Source organism: Cupriavidus sp. FW305-46, from assembly GCF_058787075.1.
This window is the reverse complement of sequence record NZ_JBYSZI010000020.1, coordinates 49,914-76,365: the sequence shown is the minus strand read 5'-3', so window position 1 is coordinate 76,365 and position 26,452 is coordinate 49,914. Positions and strand designations below refer to the sequence as shown.

Genomic DNA, 26,452 nt, shown 5'->3' with positions numbered 1-26,452 from the left:
CTCCGCATCCCGCCCTTGCCATCGGCCGTGATGCAGTCTAATATTTGAAGCATAAAATATTTAGACATCATCTAGATGGCGGTGTGATCCTGGGCAAAGGTGCCCGGCGCAGCCGGCAGGAGGCGACAGATGCGAGTGCTTTGTATTGGTGGTGGCCCGGCAGGCCTGTACTTCGGGCTGCTGATGAAGCTGCAGGATCCGGCCAACGAGGTCATCGTGGTCGAGCGCAACCGGCCCTACGACACCTTCGGCTGGGGCGTGGTGTTCTCTGACGCCACCATGGACAACCTGAAGCAAGCCGACCCGGTCAGCGCGGCCGAGATCAACGCGGCCTTCAACCACTGGGACGATATCGACATCCATATCGGCGGGCGCACCATCCGCTCCGGCGGCCATGGCTTTATCGGCATCGGCCGCAAGCGCCTGCTCAATATCCTGCAGGCACGCTGCGAGGCGCTGGGCGTGAAGCTGGTGTTCGAGATCGATGTGTCCGACGACCAGGCGCTGGCGATGCAATACCAGGCCGACCTGGTGATCGCCTCGGACGGCCTGAACAGCCGCATCCGCACCCGCTACGCCGACACCTTCCAGCCTGACATCGACACGCGCCAGTGCCGCTTTGTCTGGATGGGCACGCACAAGCTGTTCGACGCCTTCACCTTTGCCTTCGAGAAGACCGAGCACGGCTGGTTCCAGGCGCACGCCTACCGCTTTGACGACACCACCTCGACCTTTATCGTCGAGGCCCCGGAGTCGGTCTGGCGCGCCGCGGGCATCGAGCAGATGAGCCAGGAAGAGGGCGTGGCCTACTGCGAGCGCCTGTTCGCGCGCTACCTCGACGGCAACAAGCTGATCACCAATGCGGCGCACCTGCGCGGCTCGGCGATCTGGATCCGCTTCCCGCGCGTGATCTGCCGCCAATGGGTGCATTGGAACACCTTGCCCGACGGCCGCCGCGTGCCGGTGGTGCTGATGGGCGATGCCGCGCACACCGCGCACTTCTCGATCGGTTCGGGCACCAAGCTGGCGCTGGAAGATGCGATTGACCTGGCCGAGGAAATCCGTGGCAGGGGTCATGACGGCCTGCCCGATGCACTGTCGCGCTACGAAGCCACGCGCGGCGTCGAAGTGCTGAAGATCCAGAACGCGGCGCGCAACTCGACCGAATGGTTCGAGAACGTCGAGCGCTACGCGGGCAGCCTGCCGCCGGAGCAGTTCGCCTATTCCCTGCTGACCCGCTCGCAGCGCATCTCGCATGAGAACCTGCGCGTGCGCGATGCGGACTACGTGGCGCAGTTCGAGCACTGGCTGGCGCGGCAGGCCGGCGTGCAACCGGAAAGCCTGCAACTGCGCGAGCATCAGCCGCTGCCGCCGATGTTCACGCCGTTCCGCATGCGCGGCGTCACGCTGAAGAACCGCGTGGTGGTGTCGCCGATGGCGATGTACTCATGCACCGACGGCGTGCCCGGCGACTTCCACCTGGTCCACCTGGGTTCGCGCGCGCTGGGCGGCGCCGGCATGGTGGTGGCGGAGATGACCTGCGTGTCGCCCGATGCGCGCATCACGCCGGGATGCCCGGGTTTGTGGAACGACGCACAGCGCGATGCCTGGCGCCGCATCGTCGACTTCGTGCATGCCAACAGCGATGCGCGCATCGCCATGCAGATCGGCCACTCGGGCCGCAAGGGTTCGACCCAGCTCGGCTGGGAGGCAATGGACCATCCGCTGCCGGACGGCAACTGGCCGGTGATCTCGGCCTCGCCGCTGCCCTACCTGCCGGGCGAGTCGCAGACCCCGCGCGAGATGACGCGCGCAGACATGGACCGTGTGCGCGATGACTTCGTCGCCAGCGCGCGCCGCGCCGCCGAGGCCGGCTTCGACTGGCTGGAGCTACACTGCGCGCACGGCTACCTGCTGTCGAGCTTTATCTCGCCGCTGACCAATACGCGGGAAGATGAATACGGCGGTTCGCTGGCCGCGCGGCTGCGCTACCCGCTGGAGGTGTTTGCCGCGGTGCGTGAGGTGTGGCCGGAACACAAGCCGATGTCGGTGCGCATCTCGGCGCACGACTGGGTCGAAGGCGGCATCACCCCCGACGACGCGATCGAGATCGCACGCGCCTTCAAGGCCGCCGGCGCCGATATGATCGACTGCTCGTCGGGCCAGGTCAGCCCGGACCAGGCCCCGGTCTACGGCCGCATGTACCAGACCCCGTTTGCCGACCGCATCCGCAACGAAGCCGGCATCGCCACCATTGCCGTGGGCGCGATCTTCGAGGCCGACCACGTCGACTCGATCATCGCCGCGGGCCGTGCCGACCTGTGCGCGATCGCGCGGCCGCATCTGGCCAACCCGGCCTGGACGCTGCAGGAAGCGGCGCGCATCGGCTATCGCGATATCGCCTGGCCCAAGCAGTACCAGGCCGGCAAGCGGCAACTTGAAACCAACCTGGAACGCGCCGCGGCGCAGGAGAAGCAGGGATGACGCGCAGCACGGGTTCACTGTCAGGGCGCCACGCGCTGGTCACCGGCGGCGGGCGCGGCATCGGCGCGGCCATCGCGCGCCGGCTGCTGGCCGACGGCGCCAGCGTGACACTGCTGGGCCGCGATGCCGGCGCCTTGCAGGCGACCGTGCAAGCGCTGCGTGAGCTTGCTTCCGCAGGCGCCGTAGTCTCCTTTGTCACGGCCGATATTGCCGATGCCGACAGCGTGGCACGCGCCTTCGCCGCCGCCGCGGAACAGGCCGGCCCGGTGTCGATGCTGGTCAACAATGCCGGCCAGGCGCACAGCGCTCCGTTCCTGAAGACCGACGCCGCGCTGTGGCAGCGCATGCTGGACGTGAACCTGACCGGCACCTTCCTGTGCACGCAGGCGGCGCTGCCGGCGATGCTCGACGCGGGCTGGGGCCGTATCGTCAATGTGGCGAGCACGGCCGGCCTGATCGGCTATGGTTATGTCAGTGCCTATTGCGCGGCCAAGCATGGGGTGATCGGCCTGACGCGCGCGCTGGCGCTGGAAACCGCGGCCAAGGGCGTGACCGTCAACGCGGTCTGCCCGGGCTATACCGAAACCGACATCGTGCGCGACGCGGTGGCCAATATCGTCGGCAAGACCGGCCGCACTGAAGCCGAGGCCCGCGCTGAACTGGCCGCGCGCAATCCGCAGCGCCGCCTGGTGCAGCCCGAGGAAGTGGCCGACGCCGTGGCCTGGCTGTGCCAGCCGTCCGCCGCGGCGATCACCGGCCAGGCAATCCCGGTGGCCGGCGGCGAGGTGATGGCCGGCTGACAACGACAGCACAAGGACCTGAGAGAGAACCCATGACAGAGATCGCACTCGACATGCGCCACCACAAGCGCAGCTTTGCCGGCTACCAGCCGGAGCACTTCCTGTGGTCGGTGTCCGGCGACGGCAAGGTCGGCACCGTGACGCTGAACCGGCCGGAGCGCAAGAACCCGCTGACCTTCGATTCCTACGCCGAGCTGCGCGATCTGTTCCGCGGCCTGTGCTATGCCAGCGACATCAAGGCGGTGGTGGTGACGGGCGCGGGCGGCAACTACTGCTCGGGCGGCGACGTGCACGAGATCATCGGGCCTCTCACGCGCATGACCATGCCTGAGCTGCTCGACTTCACGCGCATGACCGGCGATCTGGTCAAGGCCATGCGCGCCTGCCCGCAGCCGGTGGTGAGCGCGGTCGACGGCATCTGCGCCGGCGCCGGCGCGATGATGGCGCTGGCCTCCGACATGCGCCTGGGCACGGCGCAGGCCAAGACCGCGTTCCTGTTCACGCGCGTCGGCCTGGCCGGCGCCGACATGGGCGCGTGCACGCTGCTGCCGCGCGTGATCGGGCAGGGGCGTGCCAGCGAGCTGCTCTACACCGGCCGCTCGATGAGCGCGGAAGAGGGCCTGCAGTGGGGCTTCTTCAATGCGCTGCATCCGTCCGAAGCGGTGCTGGCCCAGGCGCAGGCACTGGCCGCGCAACTGGCCGCCGGCCCGACCTTTGCCCACGGCGTGACCAAGAAGCTGCTGCACCAGGAATGGAACATGGGGCTGGACGAGGCCATCGAGGCCGAGGCCGAAGCCCAGGCCATCTGCATGCAGACGCGCGACTTCCGCCGCGCCTACGAGGCCTTCGTCGCCAAGACCAAGCCGGTGTTCGAAGGGGACTGAAGCGCCATGTCCGACAAGACCTATCTCGACCTGCCGCTGTTCGACGACGCGCACCGCGCACTGGAGCGCGAACTGGACGCCTGGTGCGCGCAACACCTCCATGTCGACCACAGCGATACCGACGCCGCCTGCCGCGCGCTGGTGCGCCAGCTGGGCGATGCCGGCTGGCTGCGCTACTGCGTGCCGGCCGCGCACGGCGGCGCGCTGCCGGCGCTGGATTCGCGCTCGCTGTGCCTGCTGCGCGAGACCCTGGCGCGCCATGACGGCCTGGCCGATTTTGCCTTTGCCATGCAGGGGCTGGGCTCGGGCGCGATCTCGCTGGCCGGCAGCGATGCGCTGCGCGCGCATTACCTGCCGCGCGTGGCCCGCGGCGAGGCGATTGCCGCGTTTGCGCTGTCCGAGCCGGAGGCCGGTTCCGATGTGGCCGCCATGCAGTGCAGCGCACGGCTGTCGGACGACGGCAGCCACTATGTGATCGATGGCGCCAAGACCTGGATTTCCAACGGCGGCATTGCCGACTTCTACTGCGTGTTCGTGCGCACCGGCGAGGCGCCGGGCGCGCGCGGCATCTCCGCCTTTGTGGTGGACGCCGATACGCCGGGCCTGACCATCGCCGAGCGCATCGACGTGATGGCGCCGCACCCGCTCGCCACGCTGCGTTTCGACAACTGCCGCGTGCCCGTGGGCAACCGGCTGGGCGAGGCGGGGCAGGGCTTCAAGGTGGCGATGATGACGCTCGACATCTTCCGTGCCTCCGTCGCGGCGGCGGCGCTGGGCTTTGGCCGCGCCGCGCTGGACGATGCACTGGCGCGCGCCTGCGCGCGCCCGATGTTCGGCGGCGTGCTGGCCGACCTGCAGCTGACGCAGGCCGCCATCGGCGACATGGCCACCGCGATCGACGCCGCGGCGCTGCTGACCTACCGCGCGGCCTGGCTGCGCGATGTCAAGGGCCAGCGCACCACGCGCGAGGCGGCCATGGCCAAGATGGTGGCGACCGAGAATGCGCAGCAGGTGATCGACCGTGCGGTGCAGATGTTCGGCGGCCTGGGCGTCAAGGTCGGCACGCGGGTGGAAAGCCTGTACCGCGAGATCCGCTCGCTGCGCATCTATGAAGGCGCCACCGAAGTGCAGAAGCTGATCATTGCGCGCGAGACGCTGGCCGGGCGCAAAGCCTGACGCGCCCGCGTGCCACCCACGAACTGCCGTACCGATACAGAGCAGACAGGAGACAAGCCATGGCGACCACAGCCCACCTCGATACCTTCGCGCGCGACCGCCTGCCGCCGCCCGATATGTGGCCGGTGTTCCGCTTCAATGCCGATACCGACTACCCGGAGCGGATGAATGCCGCGGTGGAACTGGTAGACCGCCATGTGCGCGAAGGCCGCGGCGAGCGCATCGCCATCCGCCATCGCCGCGACGGACAGGTCGAGACGGTCACGTATGCGCAGCTGGCGGCGCTGGTGAACCGCATCGCCCATGTGCTGGTCGAGGACATGCAGCTGGTGCCCGGCAATCGCGTGCTGCTGCGCGGGCCCAACAACCTGATGATGGCCGCCAGCTGGCTGGCCACGCTCAAGGCGGGCCTGGTCGCGGTGCCGACCATGCCGCTGCTGCGCGCCAAGGAACTGAAGCAGATCATCGACAAGGCCCAGGTCAGCGCCGCGCTGTGCGATGCGCGGCTGCGCGAGGAACTCGATGCCAACCTGCAGGCCGGCGGCGAATTCCATTGCCCGAGCCTGGCGCGCACGCTGTACTTCAACGGTGAAGGCGAGGGTTCGCTGGAGGCGGCGATGGCGGGCAAGCCGGATGCCTTCGAGGCCTGCGACACCGCCAGCGACGACGTCTGCCTGATCGCCTTTACCAGCGGCACCACCGGCCAGCCCAAGGGCACCATGCACTTCCATCGCGACGTGCTGGCCATGTGCGACCTGTTCCCGCGCCACGTGCTGCGCCCGCGGCCCGACGACGTGTTCTGCGGCACGCCGCCGATCGCGTTCACCTTCGGGCTGGGCGGCATGCTGTGTTTCCCGCTGCGCATCGGCGCCAGCGCCGTGCTGGCCGAGAAGCTGACGCCAGAGACGCTGCTCGGGCTGATCCAGGATTTCCGCGCCACCATTGTCTTTACCGCCCCGACCTTCTACCGGCAGATGGCAGCGCTGGCGCGGCGCTACGACCTGTCCAGCCTGAAGAAGAGCGTGTCGGCCGGCGAAGCCCTGCCGGACGCCACGCGCCAGAGCTGGAAGGCGGCCACCGGCATCGAGATGACCGACGGCATCGGCGGCACGGAGATGATGCATATCTTTATCTCCAGCGCCGGCGCCGAGGTCAGGCCGGGCGCGATCGGGCGCGTGGTGCCGGGCTATGTCGCGCAGATCGTCGACGAGAACATGCAGCCCCTGCCGCCGGGGCAGGTCGGCAAGCTCGCGGTGCAGGGGCCGACCGGCTGCCGCTACCTGGACGATCCACGCCAGTCCAACTATGTGAAGGCGGGCTGGAACCTGCCGGGCGATACCTTTTTCGTCGACGAGGACGGCTACTACTTCTACCAGGCGCGTTCGGACGACATGATCATCTCAGCCGGCTACAACATCGCCGGGCCGGAGGTGGAAAGCGCACTGATGCAGCACGAGGCAGTGGCCGAATGCGGTGTGGTCGGCGCGCCCGACGACGGGCGCGGCCAGGTGGTGATGGCCTATGTGGTGCTGCGCGAGGGCGTGGCGGCGGACGACGCTACCCGCACCGCGCTGCAGGACTACGTGAAGCGCCAGATCGCGCCCTACAAGTATCCGCGCCGCATTGTGTTCGTGCCGGCGCTGCCGCGCACCGAGACCGGCAAGCTGCAGCGCTTCCGGCTGCGGCAGATGGCGGAGCAGGGCAATGGCGGCGGCAATGGCGGCGGCAATGGCGGCGGCAATGGCGGCGTCAACCAGGCGGGGAAGCCATGAGCCCCGTGTTCCGCAGCACCGTCCTGGTGCGCTTCAAGCACTGCGACGCCGCGGGCATCGTGTTCTACCCGCGCTATTTCGAGATGCTCAACGACCTGATCGAAGACTGGTTCAGCGAGGCGCTGGGCTGGCCCTTCGATGCCATGCATGGCGAGGGCCGCGCCGGCGTGCCGACCGCCGAGCTGGAGTGCCGCTTCCTGGCTCCGAGCCGGCTGGGCGAGGTGCTGACGCGCGAGCTGCGCGTGCTGAAGCTGGGCCAGTCCAGCTTTACCCTCGCGATCCGCTTCGCCGGCCCGCATGACGATACCCGCATGGAAGTGACGCAGCGGCTGGTCTGCGTCGATACCGGCTCGATTGCTCCGCAGCCGTTGCCCGATGCCGTGCGCCAGGCCATGTCGTCCTACCTAGTCGCGACGGCCTGAATCCCCGAATTCCATCTACTCATACAGATACCAACAGGAAAACGCACCATGAACATCCTGCAGCCGCCCGACTGGGCGCCCCCGCGTGGCTACGCCAACGGCACCATGACCGAAATGCAGGTCGGCAGCCGCCTCCTCTTTGTCAGCGGCCAGATCGGCTGGACCGGCAAATGTGAATTCGAGACCGACGACTTCGGCCTGCAGGTGGCACAGGCGCTGCGCAACGTGGTTGCCGTGCTGGCGGCCGGCGACGCGCTGCCCGAGCATATCGTGCGCATGACCTGGTATGTGAAGGACAAGGCGGAATATGTCGGCGCCTATGGGGCGATCGGCCAGCATTACCGGGCCATCATCGGCCGCCACTTTCCGGCGATGACGGCGGTCGAGGTCGCGGACCTGGTGGAGCCGCGCGCCAAGGTGGAAATCGAGGTCACGGCGGTCGTGCCGCCGCGGGCGTAACGTAGCAGGCACAGGGCTGGATGGTGGCCGGCGGCGTGGCGCAGCCGGCGCCTGCCGCGTGCAAGTCCTTGAAAACTTGAGAAATTGGGTTGCGCGGGATATAATTCGAAAGTTTCGCTTTCAGAACCCTTCACCCTAGCGCCTACCGCTTTCCACCTTCCGCCGCCCCCAGCCGCGCCGCCTTTGCTGTCCGCATTCAATGTGACGCAAGGAGCATGTCGCAACCGGATCCGACCGCATCGGCGCAATGCCGCTGCCGCCGTCACGGATCCAGCCTGGGAGGCACGAGGCGTCGATTGGTCGGTCACGGGGTGAGTCCAGCAGGAGCCTACCCGTGTTACCGTCTTTTCCGTCCGCCATTCTCGCGCTTGCAGACGGCACGGTCTTTCGTGGCTATTCCATTGGCGCTTCCGGCCATACCATCGGTGAAGTGGTGTTCAACACCGCCATCACCGGTTACCAGGAAATCCTCACCGACCCGAGTTACTCCCGGCAGATCGTCACGCTGACGTATCCGCATATCGGTAACTACGGGGTCAATCCTGAGGATGTCGAAGCCACGAAAGTCCATGCCGCCGGCCTGATCATCAAGGATCTGCCGATCCTGGCCTCGAACTTCCGCAAGGAGCACACCCTTGCCCACTACCTGAAGCAGGAAAAGGTGGTGGCCATCGCCGGCATCGATACGCGCAAGCTGACGCGTATCCTGCGCGAAAAGGGTGCCCAGAACGGCTGCATCCTGGCCGGCGAAGACAATGTCCAGAAGGCCATCGACCTGGCCCGCTCGTTCCCCGGCCTGGCCGGCATGGACCTGGCCAAGGTGGTCTCGGTCAAGGAACCGTACGAGTGGACCCAGTCCGAATGGAAGCTGGGCGAAGGCTACGGCAAGCAGGACAAGCCGCAATTCCACGTGGTCGCCTATGACTACGGCGTCAAGTACAACATCCTGCGCATGCTGGCCGAGCGCGGCTGCAAGGTCACGGTGCTGCCCGCGCAGGCGAGCGCCGCCGACGCGCTGGCGCTGAATCCGGACGGTGTGTTCCTGTCCAACGGCCCCGGCGACCCCGAGCCGTGCGACTACGCCATCGCCGCCACGCGCGAGTTCATCGAGCGCGGCATCCCGACCTTCGGCATCTGCCTGGGCCACCAGATCATGGCGCTGGCAGTTGGCGCCAAGACCCTGAAGATGAAGTTCGGCCACCACGGCGCCAACCACCCGGTCAAGGACCTGGACGATGGCCGCGTGGTGATCACGTCGCAGAACCACGGCTTCGCGGTCGATGCGGACACGCTGCCGTCGAACGTGCGCGTGACGCACAAGTCGCTGTTCGACGGTTCGCTGCAGGGTTTCGCGCTGACCGACAAGCCGGCTTTCTGCTTCCAGGGCCACCCGGAAGCGTCGCCCGGTCCGAACGACGTGGCTTACCTGTTCGACCGCTTCATCAAGCTGATGACGGACGCGCGCAAGTAAGCGGGCAAGAAGAACAGCGCAGACCTCAGGGACATCCCATGAACGCCTTCATGCATACCGCTTTCGGCATCACCGATTTCTGGACCTATGTGCTGGGCACGATCTTTATCGTGCTGCTGCCGGGGCCGAACTCGATGTATGTGCTGTCGGTGGCGGCGCAGCGCGGCGTGCGCGCCGGCTACAAGGGCGCGTGCGGGGTGTTCCTGGGCGACTTCGTGCTGATGGTGCTGTCGGCGGCGGGCGTGGCCTCGCTGCTCAAGGCCAGCCCGGCGCTGTTCTACGTGGTGAAGTACGTTGGCGCGGCCTACCTGGCGTGGATTGGTTTCAGCATGCTGCGCGGCGCGCTGCGCAACTGGGCCGCGCGCGGCGATGCCGCCGCCACCGCGCCGGTTAGCAAGGCCGACCAGTCCGACCCGTTCCGCAAGGCGTTGCTGATCAGCCTGCTGAACCCGAAGGCGATCCTGTTCTTCATCTCGTTCTTCATCCAGTTTGTCGACCCGGCCTTCGCTTACCCGGTGCTGTCGTTCTCCGTGCTGGGCCTGGTCGCCCAGTTCTGCAGCTTTGCCTACCTGACCACGATCATCTTCGTGGGCGCGAAGCTGGCCGACGCATTCCGGCGCCGCCGGCGCCTGTCGGCGGGCATGTCGAGCGGGGTGGGCGCGATGTTCATCGGCTTCGGCGCCAAGCTGGCGACGGCCACGATGAACTGAGCAAGACGATATTTTTGAATCCTGACGGATTCCCTGATTACCGGCGCGGTCCGCAGGCAAGGCGGGCCGGCCCATAAAGAGAGCGTGCAATGCCAAAACGCACAGACATCAAGAGCATCCTGATCATCGGCGCGGGCCCCATCATCATCGGCCAGGCGTGCGAGTTCGACTACTCCGGCGCCCAGGCCTGCAAGGCGCTGCGCGAGGAAGGCTTCAAGGTCATCCTGGTCAATTCGAACCCGGCGACCATCATGACCGACCCCAACACGGCCGATGTGACCTACATCGAGCCGATCACCTGGGAAGTGGTCGAGCGCATCATCGAGAAGGAACGCCCGGACGCGATCCTGCCGACCATGGGCGGCCAGACCGCGCTGAACTGCGCGCTGGACCTGCACCGTCACGGCGTGCTGGAGAAATACAAGGTCGAGCTGATCGGCGCCTCGCCGGAAGCCATCGACAAGGCCGAGGACCGCCAGAAGTTCAAGGACGCCATGACCAAGATCGGTCTGGGTTCGGCCAAGTCGGGCATCGCCCACTCGATGGACGAAGCCATGGCCGTGCAGTCGCGCATTGCCCAGGAAACCGGCACCGGCGGCTACCCGATCGTGATCCGCCCGTCGTTCACGCTGGGCGGCAGCGGCGGCGGCATCGCCTACAACCGCGAAGAATTCGAAGAGATCTGCAAGCGCGGCCTGGACCTGTCGCCGACGCGCGAGCTGCTGATCGAAGAATCGCTGCTGGGCTGGAAAGAGTATGAGATGGAAGTGGTCCGCGACAAGAAGGACAACTGCATCATCATCTGCTCGATCGAGAACCTGGACCCGATGGGCATCCACACCGGCGACTCGATCACCGTCGCTCCAGCCCAGACCCTGACCGACAAGGAATACCAGATCCTGCGCAACGCGTCGCTGGCCGTGCTGCGCGAGATCGGCGTCGACACCGGCGGCTCCAACGTGCAGTTCTCGATCAACCCGAAGGACGGTCGCATGATCGTCATCGAGATGAACCCGCGCGTGTCGCGTTCGTCGGCGCTGGCCTCCAAGGCCACCGGCTTCCCGATCGCCAAGGTCGCGGCCAAGCTGGCCGTGGGCTACACGCTGGACGAGCTGAAGAACGAGATCACCGGCGGCGCGACCCCGGCTTCGTTCGAGCCGTCGATCGACTACGTGGTCACCAAGGTGCCGCGTTTCGCGTTTGAGAAATTCCCGCAGGCCGACAGCCACCTGACCACCCAGATGAAGTCGGTGGGCGAGGTGATGGCGATGGGCCGCACCTTCCAGGAATCGTTCCAGAAGGCCCTGCGCGGCCTGGAAGTGGGCGTCGACGGCCTGGACGAAAAGTCGTCGGACCGTGACGAGGTCGTCGAGGAAATCGGCGAAGCCGGCCCCGACCGCATCTGGTACGTGGGCGACGCCTTCCGCCTGGGCATGTCGCTGGAAGAGGTCTATGCCGAGACCGACATCGACCCCTGGTTCCTGGCCCAGATCGAAGACATCATCAAGACCGAAGGCCTGGTCAAGACGCGCACGCTGGAAAGCCTGTCGACCGCCGAGCTGCGTTTCCTGAAGCAGAAGGGCTTCTCCGACCGCCGCCTGGCCAAGCTGCTGAAGACCGACGCCAAGGCCGTGCGCGAAGCGCGCATCGCCCAGAACGTGCGCCCGGTCTACAAGCGCGTGGACACCTGCGCGGCCGAGTTCGCCACCAACACCGCCTACATGTACTCGACCTACGAGGCCGAGCATGGCGAGTGCGAGGCGCAGCCGACCGACAAGAAGAAGATCATGGTGCTGGGCGGCGGCCCGAACCGGATCGGTCAGGGCATCGAGTTCGACTACTGCTGCGTGCACGCCGCGTTGGCGCTGCGCGAAGACGGGTACGAGACCATCATGGTCAACTGCAACCCGGAAACCGTGTCGACCGACTATGACACCTCGGACCGCCTGTACTTCGAGCCGCTGACGCTGGAGGACGTGCTGGAGATCGTCGCGCTCGAGAAGCCGGTCGGCGTGATCGTGCAGTACGGCGGCCAGACCCCGCTGAAGCTGGCGCTGGACCTGGAAGCCAACGGCGTGCCCATCATCGGCACCAGCCCCGACATGATCGACGCGGCCGAAGACCGCGAGCGCTTCCAGAAACTGCTGCAGGAGCTGGGCCTGCGCCAGCCGCCCAACCGCACCGCGCGTGCCGAGGACGAGGCGCTGCGCCTGGCCGAAGAGATCGGCTACCCGCTGGTGGTGCGCCCGTCGTACGTGCTGGGCGGCCGCGCCATGGAAATCGTGCATGAGCCGCGCGACCTCGAGCGCTACATGCGCGAGGCCGTCAAGGTCTCGAACGATTCCCCGGTGCTGCTGGACCGCTTCCTGAACGACGCCATCGAGTGCGACGTCGATGCCATCTCCGACGGCAAGCGCGTCTTCATCGGCGGCGTGATGGAGCACATCGAGCAGGCTGGCGTGCACTCGGGCGACTCCGCCTGCTCGCTGCCGCCGTACTCGCTGTCGGCCGAGACCGTGGCTGAACTGAAGCGCCAGACCGCCGCGATGGCCAAGGCGCTGAACGTGATCGGCCTGATGAACGTGCAGTTCGCGATCCAGCAGAACGACGGCGTCGATACCGTCTATGTGCTGGAAGTGAACCCGCGCGCCTCGCGTACTGTGCCGTACGTGTCCAAGGCCACCGGCTTGCAGCTGGCCAAGATCGCCGCGCGCTGCATGGCGGGCCAGTCGCTGGACGAGCAGGGCATCGGCGAAGAAGTCATCCCGCCGTACTACAGCGTCAAGGAAGCGGTGTTCCCGTTCAACAAGTTCCCGGGCGTCGATCCGGTCCTCGGACCTGAAATGCGCTCGACCGGCGAAGTGATGGGGGTGGGCAAGGCCTTCGGCGAGGCGCTGTTCAAGAGCCAGCTGGCCGCGGGTTCGCGCCTGCCGGAGAAGGGCACCGTGCTGATCACCGTGAAGGACAGCGACAAGCCGCGCGCCGTTGGCGTGGCTCGCATGCTGCACGACATGGGCTACCCGATCGTTGCCACCCGCGGCACCGCCTCGGCCATCGAGGCCGCCGGCATCCCGGTCAAGACCGTCAACAAGGTCAAGGACGGCCGTCCGCATATCGTGGACATGATCAAGAACGGCGAACTGGCGCTGGTGTTCACCACTGTGGACGAAACCCGCACCGCGATTGCCGATTCGCGCTCGATCCGGACCTCGGCGCTGGCTCACCGCATTCCTTACTACACCACCATCGCCGGCGCCCGCGCCGCGGTGGAGGGCCTGAAGCACATGCAGAGCCTGGAGGTCTACGACCTGCAGAGCCTGCACGCCTCGCTGGCCTGAAGCCCCGCAGGTAAGGCAAGCGGCACATTGCCACTGGCCGGGCGGGTTGTGCCCGGTCAAGTCCAGGAAGCCCGCCGGAGTTGCTGCCGGCGGGCTTCCTGGCCTAAACTACGTCAAATTCGCCGATCGATGCGGCGTGCCCGCATTCGGTCCTGTCTGAAAGCCGCGGTTGAGCGGAAGTGCCCTGGCAGCATTGGCCAGGGATGGCTCCAGCTCCGCTGCGGCTCATTTTTTTGTTGAACGAAGACATGAGCACCATTCCGATTACCAAGCGTGGCGCAGAGCTCCTGAAGGAGGAGCTGCAGCGCCTGAAGGCTGTCGAGCGTCCGTCGGTGATCAATGCGATCTCGGAAGCCCGCGCACAGGGCGACCTGTCTGAAAACGCCGAATACGACGCCGCCAAGGAAAAGCAAGCCTTTATCGAAGGCCGCATCCTGGAAGTGGAGGCCAAGCTGTCGGCCGCACAGATCATCGACCCGACCCAGCTGGACACCGACGGCCGCATCGTCTTTGGCGCGACTGTGGACCTGGAAGACCTGGAGTCCGGCAGTCCCGTCAGCTACCAGATCGTGGGCGATGACGAAGCCGACATCGACGTCGGCAAGATCTCGGTCAGCTCGCCCATCGCGCGTGCGCTGATCGGCAAGTTCGAAGGCGACGTCGCAACCGTGCTGGCCCCTGGCGGCGAGCGCGAGTACGAAGTCATTACCGTACGCTATATCTGACGCCGGCCCGGCCGGCAGGCTTGCACCTGGCCCGGCCCCCGGAAAGACCGGCACGTGTTCTCCAATTCCTATAACAATCTGCCGCCGCTGCCGCACCGCATCTTCCTGCTGCTGACGGTGGTGTGGGCGGGCAGCCTCTGGACCGTCGGCTACATGGTGGCGCCGACTTTGTTTTCGGTGCTGCCCAGCCGCGAGATGGCGGGCATGATCGCCGGGCACCTGTTCCATACCGAGGCCATCGTCGGGGTCACCATCGGCGTGCTGCAGCTGGTGCTGTGCAACGTGATGATCCGGCGCGGTGCCCACCGCTATCGCGGCCTGCGCTGGCTGGTGCTGGGCATGTTGTGCTGCGTGCTGGCGGGCTACTTCGGCACCCAGCCGTTCATGGCCGGCCTGAAGGAAAAGGCGCTGGCACTGGGCGTCGGCGTTTCGGAATCGCCTTACAAGGCGCAGTTCGGCATGCTGCACGGCGTGTCGAGCGCCTTCTACCTGCTGCAAAGCCTGCTGGCGCTGGTGCTGGTGTGGCGCGCTTCGGCGCCGCGTTCGGCCGGGGAGTGAGGCCGGCCGCCGGCACGGCCACGGGCGTGGCGTGCCGGCATCGGGCGTCGCCTGGCAGCAACCCCGTCATGCTTCAGCTGATCGTGCTCAGCCCAGCGCCTTCTTCTTCTGGCTGGTCGGGCGTGCGCGCGAACGCTTCACATTGCCGCCGGCGGTGACGCGCTCGTTGCCAAGCACCGTGACTTCCTTGCGGGTCGGACGGCGGTTCGGCGCGGCGCTGGGCTTCTTGACCGTCACCGTGCGCGGGGCCGCGCCGCCACGGCGGGCGGGGGTGTGGCGGCCCAGGTCTTCGGCCTGGTTTTCCTTCAGGCGCGCTTCGCCCGGACGCCAGACCACCAGCAGCTTGCCGATATGCTGGATCGGCGCGGCGCTGAGCTGGTCGCAGATTTCCTCGTAGATGGCGATGCGCGCGTCGCGATCGTCGCCGAACACGCGGATCTTGATCAGGTCGTGGGCGGCCAGGCTGCGGTCGATCTCGGCCAGTACGGCACGGGTCAGGCCTTCGGCGCCGACCATCACGACCGGGTTCAGGGCATGGGCACGGGAGCGCAGGTCAGAGCGCTGGGCAGGGACTAGTTGTAGAGCGGGCATAGGTTGGCGCTGATTATTAGGCGCTTGAAATAGTGATAGAGCGCGTGGGCGCTGGAAATCGGGCGCTGCAGCCCGCGCCGGTCGTGACACGGCGGGTCGGGCAAGGACAGGCTGCCGACGGCCGCCCGGGGGCGGCAAGCCGGCAGCTGATAAGGCGAGCCGGCGGTCGGTATGCGGATTGGCGCGTATTATCCGTCAATCCGGCACTGTCGGGCAGCAAAATCATCAAAACAGTAGGAAAACCTTCGCGGGCGGCATTGAGCGGCGGGCGGGGCAGGGAACAGGCTGGTAACTGGTATGGCAAAAAACAAGTTCAATCATTCGTGGCTGCACGACCACATCAACGATCCGTACGTGAAAATGGCCCAGCGCGAGGGCTATCGCGCCCGCGCGGCCTACAAGCTCAAGGAGATCGACGAGCAGGACAAGCTGATCCGCCCGGGGCAGGTGATCGTCGACCTGGGCGCGGCGCCGGGCAGCTGGAGCCAGTACGCCCGCAACAAGCTGGCGGACTCGCCCCGGGCCAAGGACGGCAGGATCGATGGCGCCGTGGTCGCGATCGACCTGCTGCCGATGGAACCGGTCGCCGACGTCACTTTCATCCAGGGGGACTTCCGCGAGGAATCGGTCTTCCGCGAACTGGAAAGTGTGGTGCTGGACGCCTCCGGCGGTAACAAGATTGACCTTGTTTTGTCGGACATGGCCCCCAATTTGTCCGGTGTGGCCTTCGCCGATGCAGCACGGATCGAGTACCTGTGCGACCTGGCGCTGGAATTTGCGCAGGCCCATCTTAAGCCGGAGGGGGCATTGCTGGTAAAGTGCTTCCACGGGAGCGGCTACAGCCAGATCGTGGAGAAGTTCAAACGGCATTTCAAAGTGGTTGCGAAACGCAAGCCCAAGGCGTCTCGCGACAAGTCTTCCGAAACCTTTATCCTTGGGCGCTACCTCAAGGCAGTGGATTGACCGGTCTCGATACAAGCCAGGGCGAAAAAAAGAAGCGTGGAAAGTGCCCCACCCGGTGCTATCGGCATCATAGTTTCTCTGTTTCCCCCCGAGGGCGGGCGCTGCATTACAATGCAGCTATCCGTTGGCAAGGCAATTGCAAAGGAGTTCGGCCTTGAATAACAACCTGTTTCAAAAGGCGGCAATCTGGCTCGTGATCGCGCTGGTGTTGTTTACCGTCTTCAAGCAGTTCGACAAGCCCCGTGCGCAGGACAGCGTCACCTATTCGCAGTTCATGGATGACGCCAAGAATGGCAAGGTGTCGCGTGTCGACGTGCAGGGCCGCAACCTGGTGGTCTCGCCCAAGGAAGGCGCCAAGTACACCATCATCTCGCCGGGCGACATCTGGATGGTTGGCGACCTGATGAAGTACGGCGTCCAGGTGACCGGCAAGGCGGACGACGAACCCAACGTGCTGGTCCAGGCCCTGTATTACCTCGGGCCGACCCTGCTGATCATCGTGTTCTGGTTCTACATGATGCGCCAGATGCAGGGGGGCGGCAAAGGCGGCGCTTTCTCATTCGGCAAATCGCGTGCGCGCCTGATCGACGAGAACCAGAACGCCGTCACGTTCCAGGACGTGGCCGGCTGCGACGAGTCCAAGGAAGAAGTGGTCGAGCTGGTCGACTTCCTGAAGGACCCGCAGAAGTTCCAGAAGCTGGGCGGGCGCATCCCGCGCGGCGTGCTGCTGGTCGGCCCTCCGGGTACCGGCAAGACGCTGCTGGCGCGCGCCATTGCCGGCGAGGCCAAGGTACCGTTCTTCAGCATCTCGGGTTCCGACTTTGTGGAAATGTTCGTCGGCGTGGGTGCGGCCCGCGTGCGCGACATGTTCGAGAACGCCAAGAAGCAGGCACCCTGCATCGTGTTCATCGATGAAATCGACGCGGTTGGCCGCCATCGTGGCGCCGGCATGGGCGGCGGCAACGACGAGCGCGAGCAGACCCTGAACCAGATGCTGGTCGAGATGGACGGCTTCGAGGCCAACTCGGGCGTGATCGTGATCGCCGCGACCAACCGTGCCGACGTGCTGGACAAGGCGCTGCTGCGTCCGGGCCGTTTCGACCGCCAGGTCTACGTGGGCCTGCCGGACATCCGCGGCCGCGAGCAGATCCTGAAGGTCCATATGCGCAAGGTGCCGATCGGCAACGATGTCGACGCCTCGATCATCGCGCGCGGCACCCCGGGCTTCTCGGGCGCGGACCTGGCCAACCTGGTCAACGAAGCCGCACTGTTTGCCGCCCGCCGGAGCAAGCGCGTGGTCGATATGCAGGACTTCGAAGATGCCAAGGACAAGATCTATATGGGTCCGGAGCGCAAGTCGACGGTCATGCGCGAAGAAGAGCGCCGGGCCACGGCTTACCACGAGTCGGGCCATGCGGTGGTGGCCAAGCTGCTGCCCAAGGCCGATCCGGTGCACAAGGTCACCATCATGCCGCGTGGCTGGGCGCTGGGCGTGACCTGGCAGCTGCCGGAGCATGACAAGTATTCGAAGTACAAGGACAGCATGCTGGAAGAGGTTGCCATCCTCTTCGGCGGCCGCGCGGCGGAAGAGGTCTTCCTCAACGCCATGAGCACCGGTGCTTCCAACGACTTCGAGCGCGCCACCAAGCTTGCCCGCGACATGGTGACCCGCTTCGGTATGAGCGATTCGCTGGGTGCCATGGTCTACGTGGATACCGAGCAGGATGGCATGTTCGGCAAGCTGTCGTCGAAGACCGTGTCGGAAGCCACGCAGCAGAAGGTCGACGCCGAGATCCGCCGCATCATCGACGAGCAATACGCGCTGGCCAAGCGCCTGCTCGAAGAGAACCGCGACAAGGTCGAAGCCATGACCAACGCGCTGATGGAATGGGAAACCATCGATGCCGACCAGGTCAACGACATCATGGCCGGCAAGCCGCCGCGTCCGCCGCGCAGCGCGTCGGGCCCGAACGGCGGCGGCAGCACGCCTCCGGGCGGCTCGCCGGTGGCGCCGCCGACCAACGCGCCCGCCACGGCCTGATCCTGGTTCGTTCACAGACGACGCCGTAGTGATGGCTGTGTAGTGCCTGTCCCTGAAGCCGGTGCCTGGTGCACCGGCTTTTCCTTTTGCGCGGCATCCGCGGCGCCCGGATTGAATCAAGCATTCCTACCTTGCAGCAGACTTCTCAGACCCGGTATTTCCAGTGCGGCCGTTTTCGCTTTGCCCTGGACCAGCGCCCGCTGGTGATGGGTATCCTCAACGTCACGCCCGATTCTTTCTCCGATGGCGGCCAGCATGCCAGCCGGAACGCGGCGCTGCGCCATGCCGGGCAGATGATCGCCGAGGGTGTGGACATCATCGACATCGGCGGGGAATCGAGCCGGCCCGGTTCGGCGGCGCTGCCGCTGGAAGACGAACTGGCGCGCGTGATCCCGGTGGTGGAAGCGCTGCGCGACTGCGGCAAGCCGCTCTCGGTCGATACCTACAAGCCCGAGGTCATGCGCGCCGCGCTTGCGGCCGGAGCCGATCTCATCAACGATATCTGGGGTTTCCGTATGCCGGGCGCGGTCGAGGCCGTGGCGGCGGGGCAGGCGGGCCTGTGCGTGATGCATATGCAGCGCGATCCGCAGACCATGCAGGAAGACCCGCACTACGATGACGTGGTCGCCGAGGTGGCCGGGTTCCTTGCCGAGCGCATTGCCGTGCTGCGCGCTGCCGGCATCGACGATGCGCGCATCTCCCTCGATCCGGGGTTTGGCTTCGGCAAGACACCCGATCATAATTTGCGCCTGCTCGGCCAACTGCCGCGGCTGGCACTTGAGGGCCTGCCGGTGCTGGCGGGCATCTCGCGCAAGTCCACGCTGGGCGCGGTCCTCGGTGGCCGGCCGCCGCAGCAGCGTGTTGCGGCCAGCATTGCCGCCGCGGTGTGTGCGCTGGAGCGCGGAGCATTTATCGTGCGCGTGCATGATGTGGAGCAGACGGTGGATGCCGTGAAGACCTGGTGGGCGGTGCGCAACGAGTCCGTTGGCGCGGCCTGAATCAGCCGCGGCCACCGCAGACAGATCAACGACCAGAGTAAAGAAAGGGAATCAGCGAATGACACGCAAGTATTTCGGGACAGATGGCGTGCGGGGCAGGGTCGGCGAGGCGCCGATCACGCCGGACTTCGTGATGCGCCTGGGCCATGCGGCCGGCAAGGTGCTGGCCCACGGCGCCAAGACCGGGCAAGGCAAGCCGACCGTGCTGATTGGCAAGGACACGCGCATTTCCGGCTATATGCTGGAAGCGGCGCTGGAAGCCGGCTTTACCTCGGCCGGCGTGCACGTGCTGCTGACCGGCCCGCTGCCGACGCCGGGCATCGCCTACCTGACGCGGGCGCTGCGCCTGTCCGCGGGCGTGGTGATCTCGGCCAGCCACAATCCCTACTACGACAACGGCATCAAGTTCTTTTCGGCCGACGGCGACAAGCTGCCGGATGCGGTCGAGGCGGAGATCGAGGCTGCCATCGAAGAGCCGATGGTGTGCGCGCCGTCCGATGACCTGGGCCGCGCGCGCCGCATCAACGATGCCCCCGGCCGCTATATCGAGTTCTGCAAGAGCACCTTCCCGCATGAGCAGGACCTGTACGGCCTGAAGCTGGTGGTCGACTGCGCCCATGGCGCGGCCTACCACATCGCGCCGCACGTGTTCCATGAGTTGGGCGCCGACGTGGTTTCGATCGGCAACCAGCCGGACGGCCGCAATATCAACGACGGCTACGGCGCCACGGCGCCGGGCAAGCTGGTTGAGGCGGTCAAGGCACATGGGGCCGACCTGGGCCTGGCCTTTGACGGCGACGCCGACCGCTTGCAGGTGGTGGACGCCGACGGCCGTCTCTACAACGGCGACGAATTGCTGTATCTGATCGTGCGCGACCGCCAGGCCGCTGGCCAGGCGGTGCCGGGTGCCGTAGGCACGCTGATGACCAATATGGCGGTGGAGCTGGCGCTCAAGCGCCAGGGCGTGGAATTCGTGCGCGCCAAGGTAGGCGACCGCTATGTGCTGGAAGAGTTGAACAAGCGCAGCTGGACCCTTGGCGGCGAGGGCTCCGGCCACCTGCTGTGCCTGGACCGCCACAGCACCGGCGACGGCATCGTGTCGGCGCTGCAGGTGCTGGCCGCGCTGCGCCGCAGCGGCAAGACGCTGGCGCAGTTGCTCGAGGGCGTAAGGCTGTTCCCGCAGACGCTCATCAACGTGCGCGTGCAGAAAGGCTTCGACTGGCAGTCGCATGCTGGCCTGCAGGCCGCGCGCGCGGCGGTCGAGCCTGAACTGGAGGGGCGCGGCCGGGTGCTGATCCGTGCCTCCGGCACCGAACCGGTGGTGCGCGTGATGGTCGAGGCCGAGCAGGCCGAAATGGCCGAGCGCGCGGCCAGGCGGCTGGCCGATGCCTTGGGCGCCTGATACGCCGCCCCCTGACCAGAAACGCCGGGCCAGTCCCGGCGTTTTTTTATTCCATAACGCAATTAACCGCCGTCATATTGCGTCACCATGACTGCCGGATGGTAGCGGCGATCCCTTGCTGGAGGCCGGTTCCAAGAAGATTTAAAGATGTCACGGAATTGTCATACAGGGAGCATAGAGTTCGTCTTGTCAAAAATTTGTCATTCCCAACCAATGTTCTCTGGAGGACATATGAAGCTGGTCAAGACTGCCGTGGCAGGCATCGTTTCGATGGTGGTGGCGGGCACTGCGTTCGCGGCGGAAATTACCGGTGCAGGCGCTTCTTTCCCCGCGCCCGTGTATTCCAAGTGGGCCGACGCATACCAAAAAGCAACGGGTAACAAGGTCAACTATCAATCCATCGGTTCGTCGGGCGGGATCAAGCAGATCGGCGCCAAGACGGTCGATTTCGGTGCCTCGGACGCGCCGCTGAAGGACGAGGACCTGAACAAGCAGGGCCTGGTCCAGTTCCCGACCGTGATCGGCGGCGTGGTGCCGGTGATCAACCTGCAGGGCGTGAAGCCGGGCGAACTGACCATCACGGGCGAAGTGCTGGCCAACATCTACCTGGGCAAGATCAAGAAGTGGGATGACCCCGCGATCAAGGCGCTGAACCCGCAGGCCAAGCTGCCGAGCCAGGACATCCTGCCGGTGCGCCGCGCCGACGGTTCGGGCACGACCTTCATCTTCACCAACTACCTGTCCAAGGTCAGCCCGGACTGGAAGAGCGCGGTGGGCGAGGGCACCACGGTCAACTGGCCGGGCGGCGGCACCGGCGGCAAGGGCAACGAGGGCGTCGCCGCCTTCGTGCAGCGCCTGAACGGTGCGATCGGCTACGTCGAGTACGCCTACGCCAAGCAGAACAAGATGACCCACGTGAACATGAAGAACGCGTCGGGTGCCGTGGTCAAGCCGGGCGACGATGCCTTCAAGGCTGCCGCCGCCGGTGCGGACTGGAGCAAGACCTACTACCAGATCCTGACCAACCAGCCGGGCAAGGAAGCCTGGCCGATCGCCGGCGCCACCTTCATCCTGGTCCACAAGAACCAGGAAAAGGCCGCGCAGGGTGCCGAAGTGCTGAAGTTCTTCGACTGGGCCTACAAGAGCGGCGCCAACATGGCTGCCGACCTCGACTACGTGCCGCTGCCGGAAAACGTTGTGAACCAGATCCGTTCGACCTGGAAGACCAGCGTCAAGGACGCCTCGGGCAAGGCGCTGTACTGATCCTGACGGCATCGCCGGCCCCGCGCGAGTGCGGGGCCGGTGGCCGGGCTGCCCGAAACTGGCCCGGACACCGGGCTCCCGCCCAGGCGGGAGCGGCGATCCACCCTGAATTCCCGACATGGCGACTACCCCCTCCGAGATCCGCAACGTCCAGCCCCCGAGCCGCATGGGCGACATCCTGTTCGGCGGCCTGACGCGGGGCGCCGCGATCGTGACCCTGCTGCTGCTGGGCGGCATCATCGTCTCGCTCGCGATCAGCGCCTGGCCGTCGATCCAGACCTTCGGCGCGCGCTTCCTGTGGACCGCGGAGTGGGATCCTCCCGCCGATGTCTATGGCGCGCTGGTGCCCATCTACGGCACCATCGTGACCTCGCTGATCGCGCTGATCATCGCGGTGCCGGTGAGCTTCGGCATCGCGCTGTTCCTGACCGAGCTGTCGCCGGCCTGGCTGCGCCGCCCGCTGGGCACCGCCATCGAACTGCTCGCCGCGGTGCCGTCGATCGTCTACGGCATGTGGGGCCTGCTCGTGTTCGCGCCGATCTTCGGCGAGTATTTCCAGAAGCCCCTGGCCGCCACGGTGGGCCAGCTGCCGGTGGTCGGCAAGCTGTTCCAGGGCGCGCCGCTGGGCATCGGCTTGCTGTGCGCGGGCGTGATCCTGGCGATCATGATCATCCCGTACATCGCTTCGGTGATGCGCGACGTGTTTGAAGTCACCCCGGTGCTGCTCAAGGAATCCGCCTACGGCGTGGGCTGCACCACCTGGGAAGTGATGTGGAACGTGGTGCTGCCCTATACCCGCGCGGGTGTCATCGGCGGCGTGATGCTGGGCCTGGGCCGCGCGCTGGGCGAGACCATGGCCGTCACCTTCGTGATCGGCAACACCAACCTGCTGGACAGCGCCTCGCTGTTCTCGCCGGGCAACAGCATCACCTCGGCGCTCGCCAACGAATTCGCCGAAGCCGGCGCCGGCCTGCACACCGCCGCGCTGATGGAACTGGGCCTGATCCTGTTCTTCATTACCTTTGTGGTGCTGGCGCTGTCCAAGCTGCTGCTGCTGCGACTGGCAAAGAATGAGGGAACCAAATGAGCGCGAGTCAAGCCGTGTCTACCGTATCGATCCCGGCGGTCCGCCCCGACGCGGATGCCATCCGCACCCGGCTGCAGGCGCGCCGCCGCCGCACCAACCTGTATGCACTGACCGCCTCGCTGGTGGCGATGGGCTTCGGCCTGTTCTGGCTGGCGTGGATCCTGTGGACCACCGTCACGCTGGGCGTGGGCGGCCTGTCGCTGGACCTGTTCACGCAGATGACCCCGGCGCCGAATACCGCCGGCGGCGGCCTGGCCAACGCCATCTTCGGCAGCTTCGTGATGGTCGGCATGGCCACGCTGTTTGGCACGCCGCTGGGCATCCTGGCCGGCATCTACCTGGCCGAGTACGGCAAGAGCTCGCCGCTGGCCAGCTTTATCCGCTTTATCAACGACATCCTGCTGTCGGCGCCGTCGATCGTGATCGGGCTCTTTGTCTACGCGCTGGTGGTGACCCGCATGGGCCACTTCTCGGGCTGGGCCGGGATCTGCGCGTTGGCGCTGCTGCAGGTGCCGATCGTGGTGCGCACCACCGAGAACATGCTGAACCTGGTGCCCAACGCGCTGCGCGAGGCGGCCTTCGCACTCGGCACTCCCAAGTGGAAGATGGTGCTGTCGATCACGGTGAAGTCATCCTACGCCGGCATTGTGACCGGGGTGTTGCTGGCCGTCGCCCGTATCGCCGGCGAGACCGCGCCGCTGCTGTTCACCGCGCTGTCCAACCAGTTCTGGACCAGCGACCTGAACAAGCCGATGGCCAACCTGCCGGTGACGATCTTCCGCTTTGCCATGAGCCCGTTCACCGAATGGCAGCAACTGGCCTGGGCGGGTGTGTTCCTGATTACGATTGGCGTGCTGGCCCTGAATATCCTGGCGCGCATCCTGTTCAAGAAATAAGCGGCGCGGCCGGTAATCCGTCCCGCCCTAAAGACTGCAAGCGAGAAACGCAATGACCTCCACCGTCATCGACATTCCCGATTCGGTACGCGCCAAGATCGACGTGCGCAATCTGAACTTCTACTACAGCCAGTTCCATGCGCTGAAAGACATCAACATGTCGATCCCGGACCGCAAGGTCACGGCCTTTATCGGGCCGTCGGGCTGCGGCAAGTCGACGCTGCTGCGCACCTTCAACAAGATGTATGCGCTGTACCCCGAGCAGCGCGCCGAGGGTGAGATCAACATGGACGGCGAAAACCTGCTGACCGCGCGCCAGGACATCGCGCTGCTGCGCGCCAAGGTCGGCATGGTGTTCCAGAAGCCGACGCCGTTCCCGATGTCGATCTACGACAACATCGCCTTCGGCGTGCGCCTGTTCGAGAAGCTGTCGCGCTCGGAGATGGACGACCGCGTGGAATGGGCGCTGACCAAGGCGGCGCTGTGGAACGAGGCCAAGGACAAGCTGCACCAGTCCGGCTACGGCCTGTCCGGCGGCCAGCAGCAGCGCCTGTGCATCGCGCGCGGCATTGCCATCCGCCCGGAAGTGCTGCTGCTGGACGAGCCATGCTCGGCGCTTGACCCGATCTCCACCGGCCGCATCGAAGAGCTGATCGCGGAACTGAAGGATGAGTACACCGTGGTGATCGTTACCCACAACATGCAGCAGGCGGCGCGCTGCTCGGACTACACCGCCTACATGTACCTGGGCGAGCTGATCGAGTTCGGCGAGACCGAGAAGATCTTCATCAAGCCGCACCGCAAGGAAACGGAAGACTACATTACAGGCCGGTTCGGCTGATCGTTACCGCAGGGCGTAGCATATCCATAAGCGGCCAGGAGAATCCCATGCCAGACAAGCACCTGTCGACCCAGTTCGACGCCGACCTCAACGCGATCAACACCAAGCTGCTGCAGATGGGCGGCCTGGTCGAGTCGCAGATCGAGCTCGCCATGCGCGCGCTGGCCGACTTCGATGGCGAGACCGCCGACCAGGTCATCGCCCGGGAGATCCAGCTCAACGCGCTGGAAGTCGAGATCGATGCCGACTGCGGCAACATCATTGCCCGGCGCCAGCCGACCGCGCGCGACCTGCGCCTGGTGATGGCCATCTCCAAGACCATCACCAACCTGGAGCGCGCCGGCGACGAAGCCGAGAAGATCGCCAAGCGCACCAAGCACATCATGGAAGACGCGTCGGCGCACAGCATCAACTACGCCGAGGTCAAACTCTCGGGCGAGATGGCGATCTCGCTGCTGCGCCAGGCGCTGGACGCCTTTGCGCGCCTGGACACCGTGGCGGCGGCGCGCATCGTCAAGGACGACAAGGCCATCGACGAGGAATTCCGCGGCTTCGTGCGCAAGCTGATCACGTACATGATGGAAGACCCGCGTACGATCTCGGTCGCGCTGGATTTCCTGTTCATCGCCAAGGCCGTCGAGCGCATCGGCGATCACGCCAAGAACATCGCGGAATTTATCATTTACATTGTCAAGGGGACGGACGTCCGCCATGTCTCGCGCGAGGACATGGAGCGCGAAGCGCTGAGCTGAACTCAGCCGCCCACGGAGAACAATTACATGCCAAGCAGTATTCTCGTTGTCGAAGACGAACCGGCGATCGCCGAACTGATCGCCGTGAACCTGCAGCACGCGGGGCACTATCCGATCCGGGCCTATAACGCCGAGCAGGCGCTGTCGCTGATGAGCGATGTGCTGCCCGACCTGGTGCTGCTCGACTGGATGCTCCCGGGCAAGTCGGGCGCGAACTTCGCCAAGGAGTTGCGGGCCAACGACCGCACCCGCCAGATCCCCATCATCATGCTGACCGCCCGCGGCGAGGAGCAGGACAAGGTGATGGGGCTTGAGGCCGGCGCCGACGACTACGTCACCAAGCCGTTCTCGCCCAAGGAACTGCTGGCGCGGATCAAGGCGGTGCTGCGCCGCCGTGCGCCGCAGCTGACCGACGATGTGGTGGCCATCAACGGCCTGCGCCTGGACCCGGCCACGCACCGCGTCACCGGCCAGGACGAGAGCGGCGCGATCAAGCTGGAGCTGGGTCCGACCGAGTTCCGCCTGCTGCACTTCCTGATGACGCATCCGGAACGCGTGCACAGCCGCTCGCAACTGCTCGACCAGGTCTGGGGCGACCATGTCTTTGTCGAGGAGCGTACCGTCGACGTCCATATCAAGCGCCTGCGCGCCGCGCTCACCCCCGGCGGCTACAGCAATATGATCGAAACCGTGCGCGGCAGTGGCTACCGCCTGGCGCGCACGCCCGGCGCCTGACGCGCCGGACACGGGAGGGCGGCTTGACGTGCTGCCCTGCCAGAGCCCACGCTGCTGGCAGGGCGCGGCGAATTCGTGGCACAC

Annotated in this window: 23 protein-coding genes; 22 read left to right on the top strand and 1 reads right to left on the bottom strand. The window is 66.0% G+C overall.

Annotated features, from left to right (window positions below; translation table 11 throughout):
• Window positions 1-129 precede the first annotated feature (129 nt).
• The 12 genes from AC3WON_RS12315 (at window position 130) to AC3WON_RS12260 (ending at window position 14,799) form a co-directional block, all read left to right on the top strand.
• Window positions 130-2,484 carry a bifunctional salicylyl-CoA 5-hydroxylase/oxidoreductase gene (locus tag AC3WON_RS12315; RefSeq protein ID WP_492320587.1) on the top strand — a complete coding sequence of 785 codons (2,355 nt, stop codon included), beginning with the start codon at window positions 130-132 and terminating at the stop codon, window positions 2,482-2,484.
• Window positions 2,481-3,284 (top strand): SDR family NAD(P)-dependent oxidoreductase, encoded by an 804-nt coding sequence (locus AC3WON_RS12310; RefSeq protein WP_492320588.1) that lies wholly within the window; start codon window positions 2,481-2,483, stop codon window positions 3,282-3,284. The genes AC3WON_RS12315 and AC3WON_RS12310 overlap by 4 nt, the downstream gene beginning before the upstream one ends.
• 32 nt (window positions 3,285-3,316) lie before the next feature.
• On the top strand, window positions 3,317-4,168 hold the full coding sequence (locus AC3WON_RS12305) for an enoyl-CoA hydratase family protein (RefSeq protein ID WP_316150529.1): 852 nt from the start codon (window positions 3,317-3,319) through the stop codon (window positions 4,166-4,168).
• Between the two features lie 6 nt (window positions 4,169-4,174).
• Window positions 4,175-5,344 (top strand): acyl-CoA dehydrogenase family protein, encoded by a 1,170-nt coding sequence (locus tag AC3WON_RS12300; protein WP_492351920.1) that lies wholly within the window; start codon window positions 4,175-4,177, stop codon window positions 5,342-5,344.
• Window positions 5,345-5,403: 59 nt separating this feature from the next.
• Window positions 5,404-7,116 carry an AMP-binding protein gene (locus tag AC3WON_RS12295; RefSeq protein WP_492351919.1) on the top strand — a complete coding sequence of 571 codons (1,713 nt, stop codon included), beginning with the start codon at window positions 5,404-5,406 and terminating at the stop codon, window positions 7,114-7,116.
• Complete coding sequence (locus tag AC3WON_RS12290; RefSeq protein ID WP_492320591.1) at window positions 7,113-7,538, top strand: acyl-CoA thioesterase; 426 nt, start codon at window positions 7,113-7,115, stop codon at window positions 7,536-7,538. Before AC3WON_RS12295 ends, AC3WON_RS12290 begins: the two co-directional genes overlap by 4 nt.
• Before the next feature lie 48 nt (window positions 7,539-7,586).
• Window positions 7,587-7,997: a RidA family protein gene (locus tag AC3WON_RS12285; protein WP_010814323.1), complete on the top strand. Its 411-nt coding sequence runs from the start codon at window positions 7,587-7,589 to the stop codon at window positions 7,995-7,997.
• A 334-nt stretch (window positions 7,998-8,331) separates the two neighbouring features.
• Complete coding sequence (gene carA, locus AC3WON_RS12280; RefSeq protein ID WP_492320592.1) at window positions 8,332-9,468, top strand: glutamine-hydrolyzing carbamoyl-phosphate synthase small subunit; 1,137 nt, start codon at window positions 8,332-8,334, stop codon at window positions 9,466-9,468.
• A 38-nt stretch (window positions 9,469-9,506) separates the two neighbouring features.
• Window positions 9,507-10,178, top strand: a complete 672-nt coding sequence (gene leuE, locus AC3WON_RS12275; RefSeq protein WP_439670747.1) for a leucine efflux protein LeuE — start codon at window positions 9,507-9,509, stop codon at window positions 10,176-10,178.
• 89 nt (window positions 10,179-10,267) lie between these two features.
• Entirely contained in the window at window positions 10,268-13,516 is a 3,249-nt protein-coding gene (carB, locus tag AC3WON_RS12270; protein WP_492320593.1) for a carbamoyl-phosphate synthase large subunit, read from the top strand.
• Between the two features lie 248 nt (window positions 13,517-13,764).
• Window positions 13,765-14,241, top strand: a complete 477-nt coding sequence (greA, locus tag AC3WON_RS12265; protein ID WP_492320594.1) for a transcription elongation factor GreA — start codon at window positions 13,765-13,767, stop codon at window positions 14,239-14,241.
• Between the two features lie 54 nt (window positions 14,242-14,295).
• On the top strand, window positions 14,296-14,799 hold the full coding sequence (locus AC3WON_RS12260; RefSeq protein WP_010814318.1) for a DUF4149 domain-containing protein: 504 nt from the start codon (window positions 14,296-14,298) through the stop codon (window positions 14,797-14,799).
• 87 nt (window positions 14,800-14,886) lie between these two features.
• Here the strand turns inward: AC3WON_RS12260 and AC3WON_RS12255 are convergent, their stop codons facing one another.
• Window positions 14,887-15,390, bottom strand: a complete 504-nt coding sequence (locus AC3WON_RS12255) for a YhbY family RNA-binding protein (protein WP_010814317.1) — start codon at window positions 15,388-15,390, stop codon at window positions 14,887-14,889.
• Between the two features lie 297 nt (window positions 15,391-15,687).
• Between AC3WON_RS12255 and AC3WON_RS12250 the strand changes: the two genes are divergently transcribed.
• The 10 genes from AC3WON_RS12250 to phoB all read left to right on the top strand — a co-directional run bounded on the left by AC3WON_RS12250 (window position 15,688) and on the right by phoB (window position 26,368).
• The gene (locus AC3WON_RS12250) at window positions 15,688-16,353 is read left to right on the top strand and encodes an RlmE family RNA methyltransferase (protein WP_010814316.1); all 666 of its coding nucleotides are present in this window, start codon (window positions 15,688-15,690) and stop codon (window positions 16,351-16,353) included.
• A 154-nt stretch (window positions 16,354-16,507) separates the two neighbouring features.
• Window positions 16,508-18,394: an ATP-dependent zinc metalloprotease FtsH gene (gene ftsH / locus AC3WON_RS12245; RefSeq protein ID WP_492320595.1), complete on the top strand. Its 1,887-nt coding sequence runs from the start codon at window positions 16,508-16,510 to the stop codon at window positions 18,392-18,394.
• 131 nt (window positions 18,395-18,525) lie between these two features.
• Window positions 18,526-19,392 carry a dihydropteroate synthase gene (gene folP, locus AC3WON_RS12240; protein WP_492320596.1) on the top strand — a complete coding sequence of 289 codons (867 nt, stop codon included), beginning with the start codon at window positions 18,526-18,528 and terminating at the stop codon, window positions 19,390-19,392.
• A gap of 58 nt (window positions 19,393-19,450) precedes the next feature.
• Window positions 19,451-20,794 (top strand): phosphoglucosamine mutase, encoded by a 1,344-nt coding sequence (gene glmM, locus AC3WON_RS12235; protein ID WP_492351918.1) that lies wholly within the window; start codon window positions 19,451-19,453, stop codon window positions 20,792-20,794.
• A gap of 231 nt (window positions 20,795-21,025) precedes the next feature.
• The gene (pstS, locus tag AC3WON_RS12230) at window positions 21,026-22,057 is read left to right on the top strand and encodes a phosphate ABC transporter substrate-binding protein PstS (protein ID WP_492320598.1); all 1,032 of its coding nucleotides are present in this window, start codon (window positions 21,026-21,028) and stop codon (window positions 22,055-22,057) included.
• A 118-nt stretch (window positions 22,058-22,175) separates the two neighbouring features.
• Entirely contained in the window at window positions 22,176-23,144 is a 969-nt protein-coding gene (gene pstC / locus AC3WON_RS12225; RefSeq protein ID WP_011615657.1) for a phosphate ABC transporter permease PstC, read from the top strand.
• Window positions 23,141-24,040, top strand: coding sequence for a phosphate ABC transporter permease PstA (gene pstA, locus AC3WON_RS12220; RefSeq protein WP_492320599.1), 900 nt, complete (start codon window positions 23,141-23,143; stop codon window positions 24,038-24,040). The genes pstC and pstA overlap by 4 nt, the downstream gene beginning before the upstream one ends.
• 52 nt (window positions 24,041-24,092) lie before the next feature.
• Complete coding sequence (gene pstB / locus AC3WON_RS12215; protein ID WP_013957282.1) at window positions 24,093-24,881, top strand: phosphate ABC transporter ATP-binding protein PstB; 789 nt, start codon at window positions 24,093-24,095, stop codon at window positions 24,879-24,881.
• Between the two features lie 47 nt (window positions 24,882-24,928).
• On the top strand, window positions 24,929-25,633 hold the full coding sequence (gene phoU, locus AC3WON_RS12210) for a phosphate signaling complex protein PhoU (protein WP_018309301.1): 705 nt from the start codon (window positions 24,929-24,931) through the stop codon (window positions 25,631-25,633).
• Between the two features lie 27 nt (window positions 25,634-25,660).
• Window positions 25,661-26,368, top strand: a complete 708-nt coding sequence (phoB, locus tag AC3WON_RS12205) for a phosphate regulon transcriptional regulator PhoB (protein ID WP_492320600.1) — start codon at window positions 25,661-25,663, stop codon at window positions 26,366-26,368.
• Window positions 26,369-26,452: the final 84 nt, after the last annotated feature.

Bases quoted from the DNA above. Each gene is read 5' to 3' on its own strand.
- AC3WON_RS12315 (WP_492320587.1), top strand. From the start codon at position 130: ATGCGAGTGCTTTGTATTGGTGGTGGCCCGGCAGGCCTGTACTTCGGG.
- AC3WON_RS12310 (WP_492320588.1), top strand. From the start codon at position 2,481: ATGACGCGCAGCACGGGTTCACTGTCAGGGCGCCACGCGCTGGTCACC.
- AC3WON_RS12305 (WP_316150529.1), top strand. From the start codon at position 3,317: ATGACAGAGATCGCACTCGACATGCGCCACCACAAGCGCAGCTTTGCC.
- AC3WON_RS12300 (WP_492351920.1), top strand. From the start codon at position 4,175: ATGTCCGACAAGACCTATCTCGACCTGCCGCTGTTCGACGACGCGCAC.
- AC3WON_RS12295 (WP_492351919.1), top strand. From the start codon at position 5,404: ATGGCGACCACAGCCCACCTCGATACCTTCGCGCGCGACCGCCTGCCG.
- AC3WON_RS12290 (WP_492320591.1), top strand. From the start codon at position 7,113: ATGAGCCCCGTGTTCCGCAGCACCGTCCTGGTGCGCTTCAAGCACTGC.
- AC3WON_RS12285 (WP_010814323.1), top strand. From the start codon at position 7,587: ATGAACATCCTGCAGCCGCCCGACTGGGCGCCCCCGCGTGGCTACGCC.
- leuE (WP_439670747.1), top strand. From the start codon at position 9,507: ATGAACGCCTTCATGCATACCGCTTTCGGCATCACCGATTTCTGGACC.
- carB (WP_492320593.1), top strand. From the start codon at position 10,268: ATGCCAAAACGCACAGACATCAAGAGCATCCTGATCATCGGCGCGGGC.
- greA (WP_492320594.1), top strand. From the start codon at position 13,765: ATGAGCACCATTCCGATTACCAAGCGTGGCGCAGAGCTCCTGAAGGAG.
- AC3WON_RS12255 (WP_010814317.1), bottom strand. From the start codon at position 15,390: ATGCCCGCTCTACAACTAGTCCCTGCCCAGCGCTCTGACCTGCGCTCC.
- AC3WON_RS12250 (WP_010814316.1), top strand. From the start codon at position 15,688: ATGGCAAAAAACAAGTTCAATCATTCGTGGCTGCACGACCACATCAAC.
- glmM (WP_492351918.1), top strand. From the start codon at position 19,451: ATGACACGCAAGTATTTCGGGACAGATGGCGTGCGGGGCAGGGTCGGC.
- pstS (WP_492320598.1), top strand. From the start codon at position 21,026: ATGAAGCTGGTCAAGACTGCCGTGGCAGGCATCGTTTCGATGGTGGTG.
- pstC (WP_011615657.1), top strand. From the start codon at position 22,176: ATGGCGACTACCCCCTCCGAGATCCGCAACGTCCAGCCCCCGAGCCGC.
- pstA (WP_492320599.1), top strand. From the start codon at position 23,141: ATGAGCGCGAGTCAAGCCGTGTCTACCGTATCGATCCCGGCGGTCCGC.
- pstB (WP_013957282.1), top strand. From the start codon at position 24,093: ATGACCTCCACCGTCATCGACATTCCCGATTCGGTACGCGCCAAGATC.
- phoU (WP_018309301.1), top strand. From the start codon at position 24,929: ATGCCAGACAAGCACCTGTCGACCCAGTTCGACGCCGACCTCAACGCG.
- phoB (WP_492320600.1), top strand. From the start codon at position 25,661: ATGCCAAGCAGTATTCTCGTTGTCGAAGACGAACCGGCGATCGCCGAA.